This is a genomic window from Paractinoplanes bogorensis (assembly GCF_018829635.1).
Lineage (GTDB): Bacteria > Actinomycetota > Actinomycetes > Mycobacteriales > Micromonosporaceae > Actinoplanes > Actinoplanes bogorensis.
Map to the genome: position 1 here is coordinate 23,659 of NZ_JAHKKG010000005.1, position 16,721 is coordinate 40,379.

At 69.6% G+C, this 16,721-nt stretch carries 18 protein-coding genes; 7 read left to right on the forward strand and 11 right to left on the reverse strand.

Annotated elements, in window-relative coordinates:
* Positions 1–13: 13 nt before the first annotated feature.
* Both KOI35_RS15520 and KOI35_RS15525 read right to left on the reverse strand, forming a co-directional pair.
* Positions 14–1,396, reverse strand: coding sequence for a cellulase family glycosylhydrolase (locus tag KOI35_RS15520; protein ID WP_215788090.1), 1,383 nt, complete (start codon positions 1,394–1,396; stop codon positions 14–16).
* Positions 1,397–1,456: 60 nt separating this feature from the next.
* A complete protein-coding gene (locus tag KOI35_RS15525) occupies positions 1,457–1,861 on the reverse strand; it encodes a MarR family winged helix-turn-helix transcriptional regulator (RefSeq protein WP_215788092.1) in 405 nt (134 codons plus the stop codon).
* A 76-nt stretch (positions 1,862–1,937) separates the two neighbouring features.
* Between KOI35_RS15525 and KOI35_RS15530 the strand changes: the two genes are divergently transcribed.
* Positions 1,938–2,372 (forward strand): MarR family winged helix-turn-helix transcriptional regulator, encoded by a 435-nt coding sequence (locus KOI35_RS15530; protein WP_308121013.1) that lies wholly within the window; start codon positions 1,938–1,940, stop codon positions 2,370–2,372.
* 295 nt (positions 2,373–2,667) lie between these two features.
* Here the strand turns inward: KOI35_RS15530 and KOI35_RS15535 are convergent, their stop codons facing one another.
* On the reverse strand, positions 2,668–3,159 hold the full coding sequence (locus KOI35_RS15535) for a hypothetical protein (protein ID WP_246613229.1): 492 nt from the start codon (positions 3,157–3,159) through the stop codon (positions 2,668–2,670).
* Between the two features lie 205 nt (positions 3,160–3,364).
* Here KOI35_RS15535 and KOI35_RS15540 point away from each other — a divergent pair, with 205 nt between their 5' ends.
* The 3 genes from KOI35_RS15540 to KOI35_RS15550 all read left to right on the forward strand — a co-directional run bounded on the left by KOI35_RS15540 (position 3,365) and on the right by KOI35_RS15550 (position 7,563).
* Entirely contained in the window at positions 3,365–4,369 is a 1,005-nt protein-coding gene (locus KOI35_RS15540; protein ID WP_215788094.1) for an SIS domain-containing protein, read from the forward strand.
* 254 nt (positions 4,370–4,623) lie between these two features.
* Positions 4,624–5,043, forward strand: coding sequence for a hypothetical protein (locus KOI35_RS15545; RefSeq protein ID WP_215788096.1), 420 nt, complete (start codon positions 4,624–4,626; stop codon positions 5,041–5,043).
* Between the two features lie 441 nt (positions 5,044–5,484).
* Complete coding sequence (locus KOI35_RS15550) at positions 5,485–7,563, forward strand: cellulase family glycosylhydrolase (protein WP_215788098.1); 2,079 nt, start codon at positions 5,485–5,487, stop codon at positions 7,561–7,563.
* Here the strand turns inward: KOI35_RS15550 and KOI35_RS15555 are convergent.
* Positions 7,544–8,440: a DMT family transporter gene (locus tag KOI35_RS15555; RefSeq protein ID WP_215788100.1), complete on the reverse strand. Its 897-nt coding sequence runs from the start codon at positions 8,438–8,440 to the stop codon at positions 7,544–7,546. The two genes, KOI35_RS15550 and KOI35_RS15555, sit on opposite strands and share 20 nt — an antisense overlap.
* A gap of 82 nt (positions 8,441–8,522) precedes the next feature.
* Between KOI35_RS15555 and KOI35_RS15560 the strand changes: the two genes are divergently transcribed.
* Entirely contained in the window at positions 8,523–9,764 is a 1,242-nt protein-coding gene (locus tag KOI35_RS15560) for a cellulose-binding domain-containing protein (RefSeq protein ID WP_215788101.1), read from the forward strand.
* A 323-nt stretch (positions 9,765–10,087) separates the two neighbouring features.
* Positions 10,088–10,648 carry a DUF4352 domain-containing protein gene (locus KOI35_RS15565; protein ID WP_308121015.1) on the forward strand — a complete coding sequence of 187 codons (561 nt, stop codon included), beginning with the start codon at positions 10,088–10,090 and terminating at the stop codon, positions 10,646–10,648.
* On the opposite strand, the gene KOI35_RS48920 is transcribed toward KOI35_RS15565, so the two are convergent.
* Together KOI35_RS48920 and KOI35_RS15575 are read right to left on the reverse strand one after the other, a co-directional pair.
* Positions 10,635–12,077, reverse strand: coding sequence for a GGDEF domain-containing protein (locus KOI35_RS48920; RefSeq protein ID WP_215788105.1), 1,443 nt, complete (start codon positions 12,075–12,077; stop codon positions 10,635–10,637). The two genes, KOI35_RS15565 and KOI35_RS48920, sit on opposite strands and share 14 nt — an antisense overlap.
* Positions 12,078–12,101: 24 nt before the next feature.
* Positions 12,102–12,611 carry a MarR family winged helix-turn-helix transcriptional regulator gene (locus KOI35_RS15575; protein ID WP_308121016.1) on the reverse strand — a complete coding sequence of 170 codons (510 nt, stop codon included), beginning with the start codon at positions 12,609–12,611 and terminating at the stop codon, positions 12,102–12,104.
* Between the two features lie 92 nt (positions 12,612–12,703).
* Between KOI35_RS15575 and KOI35_RS15580 the strand changes: the two genes are divergently transcribed.
* Positions 12,704–13,279 carry an NADPH-dependent F420 reductase gene (locus KOI35_RS15580; protein WP_215788109.1) on the forward strand — a complete coding sequence of 192 codons (576 nt, stop codon included), beginning with the start codon at positions 12,704–12,706 and terminating at the stop codon, positions 13,277–13,279.
* Between the two features lie 21 nt (positions 13,280–13,300).
* Here KOI35_RS15580 and KOI35_RS15585 read toward each other — a convergent pair whose 3' ends face one another.
* Genes KOI35_RS15585 through KOI35_RS15605 form a run of 5 tightly spaced genes read right to left on the reverse strand, consistent with a single transcriptional unit; the run spans position 13,301 to position 16,721 of the window.
* The gene (locus tag KOI35_RS15585; protein WP_215788111.1) at positions 13,301–13,474 is read right to left on the reverse strand and encodes a hypothetical protein; all 174 of its coding nucleotides are present in this window, start codon (positions 13,472–13,474) and stop codon (positions 13,301–13,303) included.
* Positions 13,471–13,965 carry a hypothetical protein gene (locus KOI35_RS15590; RefSeq protein ID WP_215788113.1) on the reverse strand — a complete coding sequence of 165 codons (495 nt, stop codon included), beginning with the start codon at positions 13,963–13,965 and terminating at the stop codon, positions 13,471–13,473. Before KOI35_RS15590 ends, KOI35_RS15585 begins: the two co-directional genes overlap by 4 nt.
* A gap of 28 nt (positions 13,966–13,993) precedes the next feature.
* Positions 13,994–14,599 (reverse strand): hypothetical protein, encoded by a 606-nt coding sequence (locus KOI35_RS15595; RefSeq protein ID WP_215788115.1) that lies wholly within the window; start codon positions 14,597–14,599, stop codon positions 13,994–13,996.
* On the reverse strand, positions 14,596–15,933 hold the full coding sequence (locus tag KOI35_RS15600) for a hypothetical protein (protein WP_215788117.1): 1,338 nt from the start codon (positions 15,931–15,933) through the stop codon (positions 14,596–14,598). Before KOI35_RS15600 ends, KOI35_RS15595 begins: the two co-directional genes overlap by 4 nt.
* Entirely contained in the window at positions 15,930–16,721 is a 792-nt protein-coding gene (locus KOI35_RS15605; protein ID WP_438870601.1) for an ABC transporter ATP-binding protein, read from the reverse strand. Before KOI35_RS15605 ends, KOI35_RS15600 begins: the two co-directional genes overlap by 4 nt.

Genomic DNA, 16,721 nt, shown 5'->3' on the forward strand with positions numbered 1-16,721 from the left:
CTCGACCACTGGATCAGAAGTCGTCGGCGGTGCGGATCCGGTCGCGGATCCAGACGCCGGCCTCCTTCAGCCGGGCCGTCCCGGTGTAGGCGCCCGCGGTGCAGGTGCCCTGGGTGAAGACGGCGCCCGTACGCATGTCGTCCGAGTAGTTCCAGTTGACCCAGCTGACCTTGTTCTGGGCCATCAGGTCGAGGTAGCGCTGGGCCATCGCGAAGTTGTTGCCGCCGTCGCCGCTGGCCTGCTGCGTGCCGAACTCGGTGACGAACATGGGCAGCTTGGCGATCGCGTCCCGGAACGTGTTCAGGTAGTAGTCGTCGTGCGAGGCCGCGTAGAAGTGGAACGTGTACATGATGTTGGTCGCGCTGACCGGGCTGGCCTGGATCCGCGCAACGCCCTGACCGTCACCCGAGGCGCCCAGCGACGACCAGTCCTCGGTGCCGACCAGCACCACGCCGTCCGGGTCCTGCGCCCGGATGACCGGGATGATCTGGTCGGCGTACGACTTGATCGACGACCAGTGGACCTCGCTCGGCTCGTTCGCGATCTCGTACAGGATGTTGGTCTTGTCCTTGTGCCGCGACGCGATCTGCTGGAAGAACGTCCGGGCCCGGGCCAGGTTGTAGTGGGGGTCGCCGGGCGACAGCATGTGCCAGTCGACGATCGCGTACAGGCCGCGCGCGGACGCCTTCTCGATCAGGTCGTTGACCTTCGCCGTGTAGCCGGCCGGGTCGGTCTCGTAGCCGCCCTCCTGGATGTACATCGAGATCCGCAGGACGTCGGCGTTCCATTCGTTCGCCAGCACGTCGAGCGACTTGTCATTGACGCAGTTCGCGTACCACTGCAGGCCGTGGGTGCTCATGCCGCGCAGCTGGATCGCCTTGCCCCGCGAGTTGCACAGCTGGCGGCCGCACACCTTGAGCTGCCCGTTCCGGGCTACGGGCGTGGTACCGGTGGGCGGGTTGGTCGGCGTTGTTGTGGGCGGGTTGGTCGGCGTCACCGTTCCAGTACACGACGTGCCGTTGAGCAGGCAGCCGGTGGGGGAGCCGGAGCCCGTACCCGTGAAACCGAATGTGACCGAAGCTCCGGGGGCGATCCGGCCGTTGTACTCGCGGTTGGTGAAGGTGAAGCGCTGCCCCGAGGTGACGAGCAGTGAGTCCCAGTACGCGCCGACGCTCGTGCCGGACGGCAGGGTGAACTCGACTTTCCAGGATGTGAGGGCGGCGCTGCCCCCGTTGGTGATGATGTATTGGCCCTGCCAGCCGGATCCCCAGTCGGAGACCTTGGCGAACGTGGCGGTGGTGGCCGCGGCCGCGGCGGGGGAGACGGCATAGAGGGCCATGCCGGCGGCGACGACCGCGGCCGCGACGGAAAGTAGGAGTGAACGGGAGCGGCGCATCGACGTCCTCCACTGGGGATGTAGGGGAGGACGATTATTAGTTAGTTTTACTATCTGTGTCTAGTGTTGATGCTCATCTATGTAGAGAGCTCGCGTCAGGATGGTGTTGAGGACGCGGGCCGCCGTCGCCTGATCCGCCTCCGGGATGTCGCCCCACAACTTCGCGGTCAGTTCGGCGGTCTCCGCCCGGACGGCTCGCCACAGGCGCATCCCGTCCTCGGTCGCCTTGGTGCCGCTCGCGTCGGCCAGTCCCGCGGCGATCAGGGCGTCGACGTGCGCGCGGGCCGCCGCCTCGTCGACGCGCAGAGCTTCGGCGAGATTCTCGTTGCCGCCGGTGGCGGTGAGCGTGAGGGCCACCCACTGCGGTTCGCTGACGCCGCTGCCGGCCAGGCGTCGCATCAGCAGGGCGTTGAGGGCTTTCTCGGTACGGCCGACGAGTTGCGGCCCGAACGGGATCGTGGTCATCCTGCATCTCCCCAATCGTTAGTCCGACAAACGCTAAGTCGTTAGTGTGACTAACGCAAGTGGTAGGGTTCGACCCGTGGCTGAGCGATTGCGCACGATGCGGACAAGGTTGCTGTCGCTGGCGGCCATGCATTCCGACCGCCGGGTGAACGAGGAACTGGCCCGCGCCGACGCCCGCAAGTGGCACTACGCCGTGCTGGCCACGCTGGACGAGTCCGGCCCGGCCAGCCAGGCCCAGCTGAGCGACCGCACCCGCATCTACCGCAGCGACCTGGTGTCCGTGCTCAACGAGCTGACCACCCGAGGTCAGGTCACACGCGTTCCCGACCCCGACGACCGCCGCCGCAACCTGGTCACCCTGACCGCCGACGGGCGGCGCCAGCTGCACACACTGGACGCCATCCTGGCCGACGTGGACGATGAGGTGTTCGCGCCGCTCACCCCCGCCCAGCGAGAGCAGCTGACCACCCTGCTGACGCTCCTGCTGTCCCACCACGGCGAGCGGATGTGACCCGCCTGCCCTACCGGGTCAGCTCGTCGTTCCCGATCGCGCGGTCGCTAAAGAGGCATCCATCCGTTCCCGCGGTTGCGGAAGGGGCATCCATCCGTTCCCGCGGTTGCGGAAGGGGCATCCATCCGTTCCCGCGGTTGCGGAAGGGGCATCCATCCGTTCCCGCGGTTGCGGAAGGGGCATCCATCCGTTCCCGCGGTTGCGGAAGGGACATCCACCCGATCCCGCGGTCGCGGAAGGGACATCCACCCGATCCCGCGGTCGCGGAAGGGACATCCACCCGATCCCGCGGTCGTTAAAGAGACATCCAGCAGAAGAGAGAGTCGTCGTTCTCGCGCGCACGGGCGGCCAGGGCGGCGAACTCGGACACGAGTTCCCGCATGAACTCCGGGTCAGCGTGCGGACTGAGCTCATCGATGGCGGCCCAGCGCTCGGCCAGTTCCGTCATCCGCTCCGCCGGAATACCGGCCAGGATGTCCCGGACACCATCGGGCAGCACGACGACCCACGGACCCTCGTACTCCATGTCCTGCTCGGCGCCTTCCGGCCAGATCAGACGGTCCCTGACCAGTTCGGTGTTCCACTCCTGACCCGTCACGAAGCCGACGAGTCGGCCCAGCACCACTCCCGGGTCGAAGTTCTTCAGCTCGATACCGTCGAACGTCCCAGGCACGGGCGAATGCGCATCGTTCTCGTCCATGTGTGCGCGCACCTGGGCCAGGCTGGGAGCCCGGAAGTAGTCGTACAGCACGCCCATCGTCGTCCCCCGCAAGTCGATCATTCCCATCGCAGTGTGCGGGAGTGTAGTGAATCCGCGTGGTTCGCTGACCACTGCGCCCGGCTGGTTGCCGAGACGGCGTGTGTTGTTCGAGGTTGCGCGGTTCGCTCACTATGCTGCTCGCGCTCAGTTTCGCTCAGTTTTCGCTCAGGATGATGAGCGATTTTCTGGTCGTGGTGACGGTTTCTGATCGTGCTGACGGGGAGGCGCTGAGATGACGGCACAACTCGAGCGGATGATTGCGGCCCAGGCCGAAGTTGTCGCGAGCCTGGGTGATCCGGCGCTGACAGAAGAAGCTGCGCGGAAGCTGGCCGGGGCGCGGCGTGTCTGGCTGATCGGCACCGGGACGAGTTTGCACGCGGCCGAACTGGGCGCGGCCGAGCTGGCGCGGGCCGGCCTGGACAGCCGGGCGATCGCGGCGAACATGTTCGATCAGTCTCTGCTGCGCGATGGTGACGCCGCGGTGGTCATCACGCACACCGGGCACACCGCGTACGCCGTCCGAAGTCGCGCCCTGCTGCTCGATGCCGGCGTCCCGCTCATCTCTATCACCGGCCCGGACGTGGACTGGCCCGAGGCCGTGCGCACGCCGATCGCCGAAGCATCCGAGACCTATACGGTCAGCTATACGGCGGCTCTTGTCGTTCTCGCGCAGTTGGCTCACCACCTGGGCGCGCCGGGCGGCGGGCCGGACGCGGTCCGCGTTGTGGCCGAGGCCATCATCGCCGCTGACGCCGCCGGCGCCGGCGCCGGCAATGGTGGCAGTAACGGTGACACCGCTGGCGTCGGCGCCAACAGAAGTGGCGGTGGCGTCGACGTGCCTATGCCGGCGCGGGCGATGGCGATCGTCGGGCCAGGTCTGTGGTCGATCACCGCGCGTGAAGGAGCGCTGAAGATTCGCGAGGGAGCGCGGATCCTGTGCGAGGGCTTCGATACCGATCGGTTGCTGCACGGGGGAGCGGTTCCCTACACGCCGGCTGACACCCTGCTTGTCCTGCAGCCTGATGAACTCACCTCTTCGGTGCGGCACGCGGCCCGCCTCGAGCGTCTCCAGGTGGTCACCTGGACGAGCGCCGTGACGACCGGGTCACCGTTGCTCGATCAGATTCCGATGACTGTGCGGCTTCAGCGGCTGGCGTTGCGCTTCGCTCGTCTGCGCGGGCAGGACGCCGACCTGGCCATCACAGGGGCCTGGGCTGACCCCGAGCTCTGGCCGTAGTAAATGCCGGGAGCGAGCCGCAGCGCGCCGGGACGAGCCGCGATGAGCGCGGGACGAGCCGCGACGAGCCGCGGTGAGCGCGGGACGAGCCGCGACGAGCCGCGGTGAGCGCGGGGCGAGCCGCGATGAGCCGCGATGAGCGCGGGGCGAGCCACGATGAGCGCGGGACGACGCGCATTTAGCTGAAACGAAGCAGAGTGCGAGCTGCGACGAGAGCCGAACAGGCAATAGCGCTGATTGGTTACGATGCGCCGATGACGACCGCGGCCATGCGCAGCAACGCACCGACCTCGACCAAGGCGAGTGCCTGGACGCTGGTGTGGGCGCAGTACGGCTACGCCCTGCTCTATGCCGTGTGTGCCTATGCGGCGATGGCCCATGCCGCTGATCTGGCCGGGCGTTGGTATGTCCCGGCTCAAGGGGACGCCGTCACCGAGAGCCTCGACGTCACCGGGTGGGCCTGGTCGATTCCGGCGGGCATGGTTCTGACGATGGCACCGGTCCTCGCCGGTCTCGGCCTGCTCGTGTCGGGTCTGGCGTTCCTGGTTCGCCTGGCCGGAGGCAACCGCCGTCTGACGCGCGCGCTGATCGGCAGCACCGCAGTGATGCTCGTGCTCCTGATCGTCTCGCTGACCCCAGCGGCGCAATCGGTGGGTGGCTGGCTGCTCGACTGACCAGCGAGGCGCCGGGCGATTCCCTGGCGCCCGAGGCGTGACCCCGACTAAACGCGAGACCCTGTGCGCCTCGAGCGCCCGCCCCACGCCCACGCGTGACCGCCACGCCCTCCGCCCACGTGCGATCCCGTCGACTGCGCGTGACCGTGCGCCCGGGCCCATGCGTGATCCATGCCCTCCGCGTCCGGGCGCGACCCTTGGCGGCCGGCTGGGCCTTGGGTGCGTCGGGCCGCCGCCGCGTGGCGGATCGGCTGGCCTGTGAACGCTCACAGAGCCCTTGATCGTACGAGCGCCACCACCCGAAAGCAAGCTATCTCAGGCAGATTTGGGAGCGCTCCCACAATCTGAGCGCATTGATTGACGTCTTTCGAAAAGCGTGGCTAGCCTGCGCCGGAACTGTTACGTGCACGTTTCCCCCGATGCGGATCGAGGACAACCCCCATGGCTCATCCCCCTAGGCGAAGGCGCCTGCAAGCGTTGCTCGCCGGTGTTGTGGCGCTGCTGACGCTGGCCGGGCTCTGGACGGCTACTGCGGCCGGTGCGGCGGCGGCCGGATGCAAGGTCGTCTACACGATCGGTGGGCAGTGGGGTGGTGGCTTCACGGCCAACGTTGCCGTCACCAACCTTGGGGACGCGATCAACGGGTGGCGTCTGACCTGGGCCTTCCCGGCGGCGGGGCAGAGCGTCACCCAGGCCTGGAACGCCACCGTGACCGCCGCCGGAGCCAACGTCACGGCGACCAACGTGAGCTACAACGGCTCGCTCGCGACCAACGCCACGGCGAGCTTCGGGTTCAACGGTGCCTGGAACGGCAGCAACCCGGTCCCGACCGCCTTCGCCCTCAACGGGGTGGCCTGCACGGGAGCCCCGACGACCAGCAGCCCGACCACGCCGCCGACGACCCCACCGACCACGCCGCCGACGACCCCACCGACATCGCCGCCGGCGGGGAATGCGGCCGAAACGGTGGCGGCCATGCAACCGGGCTGGAACCTCGGCAACTCGCTCGACGCGACCGGCAGTGACGAGACCAGCTGGGGCAACCCGCGCGTCACCGAGGCGCTGCTCGACGGTGTGAAGGCTCAGGGCTTCAAGAGCATCCGCATCCCGGTCACCTGGGGCCAGCACCAGGGCGGTTCGCCGAGTTACACGATCGAGGCGGCCTACCTGGCCCGGGTCAAGGAGGTCGTCAACTGGGCCCTGGCCGACGGCTTCTACGTGATGATCAATGTGCATCACGATTCGTGGCAGTGGCTCAACTCGATGCCGGGGGCCAAGGCCCGTTACGACGCCACCTGGAATCAGATCGCCGCGGCTTTCCGCGATTCGTCCAACAAGCTCGTGTTCGAGAGCGTCAACGAACCGCAGTTCAGCGACGAGGGGCAGAGCGAGAACTATCTCGACCAGCTCAACACCAGCTTCCACACGATCGTGCGGGGGAGTGGCGGCGGTAACGCGACCCGCCTGCTGGTGCTGCCGACCCTGCACACGTCGGCCGACCAGGCTCACCTCGACGCGCTGTCGACCACGATTCAGAAACTGAACGACCGCAACATCGCCGCCACGGTCCACTATTACGGCTACTGGCCGTTCAGCGTGAACATCGCGGGCACGACCACCTTTGACGCCACCACGCAGGCCGACGTCAACGGCTACCTCGACCGCTCGGCCGCCGCGTTCACGGCCAAGGGCATCCCGGTCATTCTCGGCGAGTTCGGGTTGCTCGGGTTCGACCGTTCGCTGGACGCCGTCGAACAGGGCGAAAAGCTCAAGTTCTTCGAATACCTCGGCTATTACGCGCGGCAGAAGAACATCACCACGATGCTCTGGGACAACGGTCAGCACTTCGACCGCACCGGGCTGACCTGGAAAGACCCCGAGCTGTACGCCCAGATGAAGGCGAGCTGGACCACGCGTTCGGGCACGGCGTCGACCGATCAGGTCTTCCTGGCCAAGTCGGCCGCCATCACCGACAAGACCGTCACGCTCAATCCGAACGGCACCACATTTGCGGCGCTCAAATTCAACAACGCCGATCTCGTACGGGGTACCGACTACACCATCAGCGGCGACCAGCTCACCTTGAAAGCGAGCCTGCTGACCCGGCTGGCCGGCGCCCGTGATTACGGCGTCAACGCGAAGCTATCGGCCACCTTCAGCGCCGGAGTGCCGTGGCGGATCACCATTATTTCGTACGACACCCCAACGGTCACCGCCGCGACGGGTACGACGTCGGCCTTCACGATTCCGGCCACGTTCCGCGGTGACCGGGTGGCCACGATGGAGGCCAAATACGCCGACGGCACCAATGCCGGCCCGCAGAACTGGACGTCGTACAAGGAATTCGCGTACACGTTCCTGCCGAATTACACCGCCGGCACCGTCGCGTTGACGCCCGAGTTCTTCGCGGACGTCAACGACGGCGCCAAGGTGACGCTCACCCTGCACTTCTGGAGTGGCGCGAAAGTCACGTACTACGTCACCAAGTCCGGCAGCACAGTCACCGGGACGCTTCAGTAAGAACCCGGGGACGGGACCGGGACACGGCCACGCCGGCGAGGCACAGCGCCCCGCCGGCGAGGGCCAGCCACCCGGGCACCTCGTCCAGGACCAGCCAGGACAGCAGGATCACGACGACCGGCACCGCGTAGGTCGTCGAGCCCATCCGGCCCGCGGTGGTGCGGGCCAGGGCGTAGGCCCAGGTCGTGAACGCGACCGCGGTCGGGAAGACGCCCAGGTAGACGACGTTGAGCGTGGCCGAGAGCGGCGCCTCGGCAACGTCGTGCGCGAGCTGACCGGCGAACGGCAGGCAGGCCAGCGCACCGATCAGGCAGCCGAACGTGGTGGCCTGCAGCGCGGACGCGTGCTTGAGGGCGGGCTTCTGCGCGACCACCCCGGAGGCGTACGTGATGGCGGCGACCAGGCACAGCAGCACCCCGAGGACCGACGACCGCCCGCCGCCGGACATGGACAGGCCGACCACGACCGTGCCGGCGAACGAAACCGCGATGCCGGCCAGCAGCCGCGGCGGGAACCCCTCGTCAAGCAGCCAGCCGGCCAGCAACGCCATCAGGGCCGGGCCGACGTTGACGATCATCGCCGCGGTCCCGGCGTCGACGAGTTCCTCGCCCCAGTTCAGCGCCACCATGTACAGCCCGAACCACAGCACGCCGGACACCACGATGCCGGGCCACGCGGCGCGCGGCGGGAGCCCCTGACGGCGTACGGCCAAGAACAGCAGGAGCACGACGGAGCCGGACAGCAGCCGGCCGAGCGCGAGCGAGCCGGGAGAGAAGTGCGGGGCGGCGGCCCGGATGCCGACGAACGCGGACGCCCAGAAAACGACGGTGACGGACGCGGCGGCCACCGCGGCGCCCGGCACACGGGGAGAGGTCATAGCGACATCCCACCCCAGCGACCCTTCGGTCGCGAGCGAAAAACGGACGTGACGTTCGTCCCGGAGAATCTGAGGAGGAGTGATGAAACGTCGTATCGCCTGGTTGGCCGCCGGTCTCATGGCGGCGTTCTCGGTTGTCGTGATACTGCCTTCCGCGTACGCCGCGGTCGGTTGCCGCGTCACGTACGCGGTCACCAACCAGTGGTCGGGCGGGTTCGGTGCCTCGGTCACGATCGCGAACCTCGGGGAAGCGCTCAACGGATGGACGTTGACGTTCGCTTTTCCGGACAACGGACAGAAAGTCGTGCAGGGCTGGAACGCCACCTGGACACAGAACGGCGCGAACGTGAGCGCCGCGAACGCCAGTTGGAACGGTTCGGTGTCCGCGGGCGGCAGTCTGTCGCTCGGGTTCAACGGTTCGTTCACCGGGTCGAACCCGGCGCCGGTGGCGTTCGCGCTGAACGGAACGACATGTACGGGCACGGCTCCCACGAGCACGCCGACGACGTTCCCGCCGACCACGCCGCCGACGACCCCACCGACCACACCGCCGACCACGCCGCCGGCCGGTAACGCCTGGAACCCGCCGTCGTCGCTGGTGCAGCCCCTCGCGGCGGTCTGGTCGCATCAGGAGCAGACCTACAGCAACCTGTACGGGTTCAGGAACTACGGCTGGGACCAGCTCGCGGCCGGCGGCGGAGCGATCAACTACTGCGTCCGCTGGGACTCGACGGCGCACGTCACCGCGGCCCAGCGCGACTCGATCCACGCGGCGCTGCAACGGCAGTACCAGAAGTGGATGGACCAGATGCTCGACAACGGGCAGGGCTGGAACAACTGGCCGTACACGCAGGTGCCGGTCAAGGTGGTCGGCTGGGCCGTCCGCGACCGCGCACAACTGGAATGGACCGACACCTCGGTCGACATCACCGTCGGCAATATCAACGAGAACGCCCCGCAGTGCTCCCCGCCCTGCGCGCGTTTCTTCCACCAGGACGGGAACTACTCGGGCTGCCCTGGCGGCGCGTCCCGGCACTACGACCACTCGCTGTGGCTCACCGCGGGCTTCCAGGGCGGCGCGGGCGGTGACTGGGGTCAGCGGGTCGGCTCGGAGTATTTCCTGAGCAACGTCAACGCCACCAACATCCACATCTTCCTGCACGAGCTCGGCCACACGTACGGGCTGGACGACTTCTACGACTGGGATCCGACGCCCGGTCAGGGCTTCATCATGAAGGCGGGCAGTGCCACCCAGATCACCGAGTTCGACAAGTGGATGTTCCGGGACTGGTGGCGCCATCTGAAGAGCCGGTACGGCCGCTGATTGTCGGATCTGGGGCGAAATCGCTGACGGACTCCCCTCGCTGACTCACAGTGAGGGGAGAAAGTCAGGAGTGCACGATGTCGCCAGATCGCCCCACCGCACCCGGCCGCGCGCACGATGAGCGCACCGTGCAATTCGCGCGAGTTCGCGACGGTTCGCGGACGAACGCAGAACAACAGCGCGCCGAACAAAACGCGCACGATGAGCGCACCGTGCAACACGCGCAAGTTCGCGGCGGTTCGCGGACGAACGCACAACATGAGCGCGCCGAACAAAACGCGCAACGGATCGCGCATCCGGCTCCGCGGCGTTCGCTCAATCCGGTGCTGGCGAGTGTGTTCGCTCTGGTCGCGGTGGTCGCCCTGTTCCTGGCCGGGATCGCCGCGGAGAGCTACCGCCACGGGGGACCGGCCGGCCCGGTCGAGGCCCAGGCCGGGGCCAAGCCCGCCGCGCCCAAGAAGAAGGCCACGCCGAGCCACGCACCGGAACCGGGCGTCGGGGACAAGGTGCGCGACGGCAAGTTCGAGTTCGTCGTTTCGAAGGTCGACTGCTCGAAGAACACCGTCGGGCTCGAGCATTTCGAACGCACCGCCACCGGCCGGTACTGCGTGGTCAGCCTGTCCGCGCGCAACTTCTCGAGCGAACCGAAGTACTTCGTCGGGCACGCGCAGAAGGCGATCGGCGCCGACGGCACCGAGTACGGCAACGACGAGCTCGCGAGCATCTACGCCAACCGGGCCACCCGCACGTTCCTGCAGAAGCTCGACCCCGGTGAGCGGGTCACCGGCAAGCTCGTCTTCGACGTCCCGAAAACCGCCAAGCTGACCACCCTCGTGCTTCACGACTCTCTGCTGTCCGGCGGCGTGACCGTCAAACTGCGCTAGGAAGAGCTGCGTCCGGGAGAGCTGCGTCCGGGCGGGCCGCGGAGGACGATCGGCGGGCCGCCTTCTCGGTGTACATCGCGGTGTCCGCCTCGTGCAGAAGTTCGTCCAGCGTCCGTACGCCGTCCGCGGTGGCACGGCCGACGCTGGCGCCCACGGACACCGTCTCACCGCGCACGGTCATCGGCGCGGTCAGCTCCGCGCGGATCCGGTCGGCCGAGTTGTCACCGGGCAGGATCAGCGCGAACTCGTCCCCGCCGAGCCGCGCGACCAGGTCGTCCGCCCGCACCGCCGAGGTGAGTCGCCGGGCCACGGTGACCAGGGCCTCGTCACCACCGGCGTGACCGAGCCGGTCGTTGATCGGCTTGAACCCGTCCAGGTCGATCAGCAGCACGGTGGTGCCCGGCGCGGTGACCAGCTCGGCGCCCCGGCTGTGGAACGCGGCCCGGTTGAGCAGCCCGGTCAGCGGATCGTGGTGGGCCTGGTGAGCGAGTTTGACCGCGAGACGGCCGACGATCGCCACGGTCAGGAACTGCCGTGCGAGCACCAGAGTGAACGTCACGAGCAGAACCCACACGAGCACCGGACCGAGCGCACCCCGGCTCAGTTGCTGGGTCGCGCCGGCGGCGACGGCGAGCAGGAAGGGGACGTACGGGAGGAAGGCCCAACCGCCGGCGAACGATCGGGTGTCGGCGGATGTGGTCTCGCGCGGTGTCTCGAGCCGGCTGGCGATCAGCGTGAGACCGGCCGCGAGCAGGTAACCGCCCCCGGCGCCGTGCGCGAACCACGGGTGGCCCTCGATGTTGTTGTGCAGCCCGGTGAGCGCGATGGCGGCCAGCGTGACCGAGGCGGCGCCGAGGGTGCGGGGCGCGTAGCCCGTACGGCCGGGAAGGTTCTGCGACATGGTGACCAGCGCGACCGAGGCGGCCAGCACCTCCATGGCGACCAGCGCACTGGCGAATGCGAAGCCGCTGCCGGTGCGGGCCGGGGCGAGCACGTAGATCCAGGCCACGGTGAACAGGGCGCCGCACACCGCGGCCAGGTCGAGCAGCGCGCGGTAGCCGCGGCTGCCGTGCATCGGGGGAGCGTGCAGGGCGACGCCGAGCGGCAGCAGGACGGCGGCGCTCAGGGCGACCACGTTGCCGATCAGATAGACGGTCGCGTTCGCGGCGATCTCGTCAGCCAGGTAGATCAGGTTGGCGATCGACCAGCAGGCGCCCGCGACCGTGCCGACCAGCACCGACGCGCGGACCCGGCCGGTCTCGTGCCGGGACCGGCGCCAGTAGAAATAGGCGGCCAGGGCGGCCGGGACGGCGATCAGCACGTCCGAGATCGCGCGTCCCGGACTGATCGGCAGCCACGGCAGCACCAGCTGGAAGGCGGCAGCGATCATCGCCACCGCCACCAGTTGCTTGCGCAGTGGCACCGTCACAGCCGTATCTACGGCCGACGGGCGTCAGTTCTGAGCGGTTGGCGGCGTGTCGTAGCGCTCGTAGATCGCCGCCCGCGCTCGCTCGGGATCGAGCCGGTGCAGCACGGCGTCGGCGATCTCGGCCAGCTGCACGATCTGCTCGGGTGTGAGCGCATCGATCACATTTTCCCGTACGGCGGCCACGTGCCCCGGTGCGGCCGCGCGCACCTTTTCCCAGCCGGCCTCGGTGAGCCGGGCGTTGGTGGCGCGCTTGTCCTCGGGGCAGGGGAAGCGCTCGACCAGGCCGCGCGCCTCCAGACGCTGCACGACGTGGGAGAGCCGGGCCAGCGTGGCGGTGGTGTGCTCGGCCAGGGCGGTCATGCGCAGCGTGTGCGCGGGCGCCTCGGAGAGCATGGCGAGCACGAAGTAGTCGAAGTGGGTCAGCTGGGAGTCGCGCCGCAGCTGGGAGTCGAGGGCGCCGGGCAGAAGTTCGAGCACGGCGGCGAGGCGTACCCAGGCCGCCTTCTGCTTGTCGTCGAGCCATCGCGTGTCCACGGTCACCAGTTTCGCACGACATTAGTTGTTGCTACAACCGCCGTACACGTGCAATTGTTGTCGCAACAACCAATAGAGCTCGGGAGGGCATCATGGCGAACATCAGCATCCTCGGCACCGGCAACATGGGTCAGGCCATCGGCGGGGTCGTCGCCAAGGGCGGCAACACCGTGCAGCAGCTCAACACCTCGAGCGCCGACCAGGCCGTCACCGGTGACATCGTGATCCTCGCGGTGCCGCACGCCGCCCTGGCCGACATCGTCGCCACCCGCGGCGAGCAGCTGGCCGGCAAGATCGTCGTCGACATCACCAACCCGGTCGACTTCGCCACCTTCGACGACCTGACCGTCCCGGCCGACGGTTCGGCCGCCGCCGAGCTGGCCAAGGCGCTGCCGCAGAGCAAGGTCGTCAAGGCGTTCAACACCAACTTCGCCGGCACGCTGGCCACCGGCTCGGTCGGCACCGAGACCACCGCCGTCCTGATCGCGGGCGACGACGCCGACGCCAAGGCCGCCGTCTCGTCGGTCGTCACCGCGGCCGGCCTGCGCGCCGTCGACGCCGGCTCGCTCAAGCGGGCGCGCGAGCTCGAGTCGCTCGCCTTCCTGCAGATCACCCTGGCCGCGGGCGAGAAGCTCTCGTGGACCGGCGGTTTCGCCGCCGTAGCCTGACGTCTGCTCCGGGCGCCCGGCTCAGAGCCGGGCGCCCAGCAGAAACGCGAACGTCAGCAGGGCCGCGCCGGACCGAAACACATCGATCCGTTCCCGGCGCGTGACAACCTGATGCGGGCGCTCGACGAGAAGCAGCCGGACCTCCGCGCGGCCGTGCCGGCTGACGTGCGGCGAGCAGCCCAGTGGCTGAGTCACTCGCCGATGTCGTCCCAGTACCCGCAGCGCCGGCAGGCGTTCGGCCAATGGCCGGGATCGGGGTCGTGCTCCTCGCGGAAGGCGGTGACGACGCCGCAGTCCTCGCAGGTTCCCGTCACCTGGCACGAGCCCTCCGCGCGTTCCTCCGGCCGGTAGCGGTGCGCGTCGGTCGTGCGCTCGGCATCGCATCGGCGGCAGAGCGCCGTCCGTACGCAGTTCTCGTTCTTCTCCCGGTGCTCGCCCCAGTCGTGCCCTGGGCCGGCGCTGATCAGCCGGTCACAGGTCCGGCACCGGTACTCGTGGCGGCACGGGTCGTCCGGCGTCGGCGCCAGGCGTGACGCCGGGTTGTGCTGTCCCAGCCGGCACAGCGCGGGCGACCACGAACCGCCCCCGCGCCTCCGCTCCTGCAGCCGCTCGTCCAGGACGTGGGCCACGGTGCCGGCGGCGAGGAGGGCGGCCACGCCGGCCCCGATCATCCAGGTGTCGACCACGCCTCCAGTGTGGAGGGTCGGTGCTCGTCTACTGGCCGAGCGCGGCCTCGGCCGTGGCCAGCCGGGGGCCGACCCGCCACGCGTAGGCCAGCATCCCGGCCACGAACAGCACCGCCGCGGTGGCCGTGGCGACCCGGCTCGAGGTGGGCTCGACCAGCCAGAAGAACCATTTCGCCCGGTCGCCGCCGGCGAAGATCAGCTGGGCCACCGTCCAACAGATCGGCAGCTGCCAGGCCATCCGGGTGCCGGCCAGGGCCACGCCGAGGCCGATCAGGCCGGTCAGGCCGGCCACGTTGCGGAGGGTCTCGGCCGGTGGGCCGAACGACGCGCCGGTGGCCGCGCTGGCCACCGCCGGAACGGCCACGATCAGGCCCGCCGTGAGCAGGTGCAACGCCCGCCTCGGCGGCCACGGCCGGGCGGCCGAGGATTCCAGCGCGTCGTCGTCGCCGGCCAGGGTCGGGATCATCGGGGCCAGGGCCAGCAGGATGGTCAGGAGGGCGAAGGCCGGTTCCAGGCGGGGGCGATCGGTGAACACCGACCACCCCGTCCAGGCCAGCGCGAGCGCGGCGAACGACACCGCGGCCGCCACCGGCACGCGCCGGGAGCGGGCGTAGAGGGTCAGCCAGCCGGTCACGGGGCGGCCTTGGCGGTGGTGAGGTACGGCATCAGGTCGTTCTCGCATTTCTGGGCCGCGTCGCGCAGGGCGGTGACCCGGCGGACCTGTTCGGCCTCGGGGAGCGCCCGCAGACCCCGTACGGTGTCGCGGATCTGTTGCTCCATCTCCGGGTAGTTGCCGAAATCGTCGACGCCGGTCAGCACGTCGGTGCCCATCAGCCAGGCCCCGGCCGCGTGCCCGGCGACGCTGTGCGCGGGTCCCTCGGCGCAGCCGTTCCAGCCGGTGCCGGCGCCGAGCAGCATGTTCGGCACCAGGGCGTTGTTGTTCAGGTCGAAGCTGACCGTGTCGGCCGGTGTCCGGATCAGGCCGGTCGAGTCCCAGCCCGAGTCGCCGGGCTGATAGACCCGGTCGGCGTGCCACTCGATCGCCTTGGTCTGCGCGCCGGGCAGCTTGGCCAGCAGTTGCAGCGCCTCCCGGACCTGGGGTGCGGCCTTGTCCAGCTGCCAGGCGTGCACCGCGGTCACGCACACCTGCGGGGTGCCGTCGGCGCAGACCAGCCGGATCGCGCCGGCGTCGACCCGGTAGCGGTCGGCCTGGCCGACGCCCGGCACGACCATGGCGGCCCACCCGGCCAGGCCCAGCACGGCCACCGCGGCGACGCGCGGGATCCACGAGCGTCCGGCCGCGAGCAGGAACCCGGCGCCGAGCAGGCCCGCGCCGAGCAGCGCGTATCCGGCCAGGGCCCGGCCGCTGATCGCCTCCCACGGCTGGAACGGCGGCTGGGCCAGCATCGACAGGTTCTCCATGCGCGTCGGCTCGCCGATCGGCCCGAGCTCGCTGAACGCGAACTGGAGCAGCAGCCCGAGCACGGCGACCAGCGGCGGCACCAGCGGGGACGACCAGGCGCGTCCGGCCGCCAGACCGAGCCAGGTGCCACCGGCGAGCACCAGCACGCCGGTCAGCGGCCAGAGCAGGGTCGCGGCGCTGAGATAGCTGCCGGACACGGCGATCAGGATCGCGCCGGCAGCGAACAGAAGCAGGTGGGCCGCGGCGGCCGCGATACCGATCGCGAGCAGGGCGGGCGTCAGGCGCTGGGCGCGGGGGCGGGCCGTGCTGGCGATCAACTCGTCGGCGCGGGTGCGCTTCTCGCGGCGGCCGAGCACCGCGCCGCCGGCCAGGGCCAGCGGGAGCAGCAGGAAGAGCGAGGAGCCGGTCGAGTACGCGAAACGCAGCCAGTCGTGCCGCCAGGTGCCCCCGTCCAGGACGAGCAGGGCACCGCCGACCCCGATCAGCAGGGCGGCCAGGGTCAGGGCGTTGGAGCGGCGCAGTTCGATGCCGAGGATCCGGGTCACTTGGCACTCCGGTGGCTCGCGAGCAGCGTGGTGTAGCCGCGCTCGGCGGCGCTGTCGCCGGTGCCGCCCTGCTCACCGAACCGGGTCAGGTCGGCCGGCAGGCCCTGCCACACGAGCTTGCCCTGGTCCATCAGCACGACGTTGGAGCAGGCCGCGACCACGTCCTCGACCAGGTGGGTCGAGACCACCACGCAGCTCTCGGCGCCGAGTTCGCGCAGCAAGGTGCGGAAGTCGACCCGCTGTTCGGGGTCGAGGCCGACGGTCGGCTCGTCGAGCAGCAGCAGGGCCGGGTCGTTGACGATCGCCTGCGCGATGCCGGCCCGGCGCAGCATGCCGCCGGAGAGCGACTTGAGCCGGGAGTCGGCCCGGTCGGTGAGGCCGACCCGCTCGACGGCGCGCTGTACCGCCCCGGGGATGGCCGCCTTGGGCATCTCGCGCAGCCAGGCCATGTACTCGACGTATTCGCGCACGGTGAAGCGCGGGTAGAAGCCGAAGTGCTGGGGCAGATAGCCGAGCCGGCGGCGCAGCGGGCGCAGGGAGCGGCTCTCGGTGGCGTCGGTGCCGAGCAGGGTGAGCCGGCCGCCGGACGGGCGGTGCACGGTCGACAGGGCCCGCATCAGGGTGGTCTTGCCGGCGCCGTTCGGGCCCAGCAGGCCGTGCACGCCGGTGCCGAGCCGCAGGTCGAGCCCGTTGACGGCCAGGTGCCGGCGGCCGGCCTTGACCTCCAGGCGCTCGGCCTCGACGGGCCAGGCGTAGGTGTCCGGCCTCAGTTCGGTCGCGGTGACCAT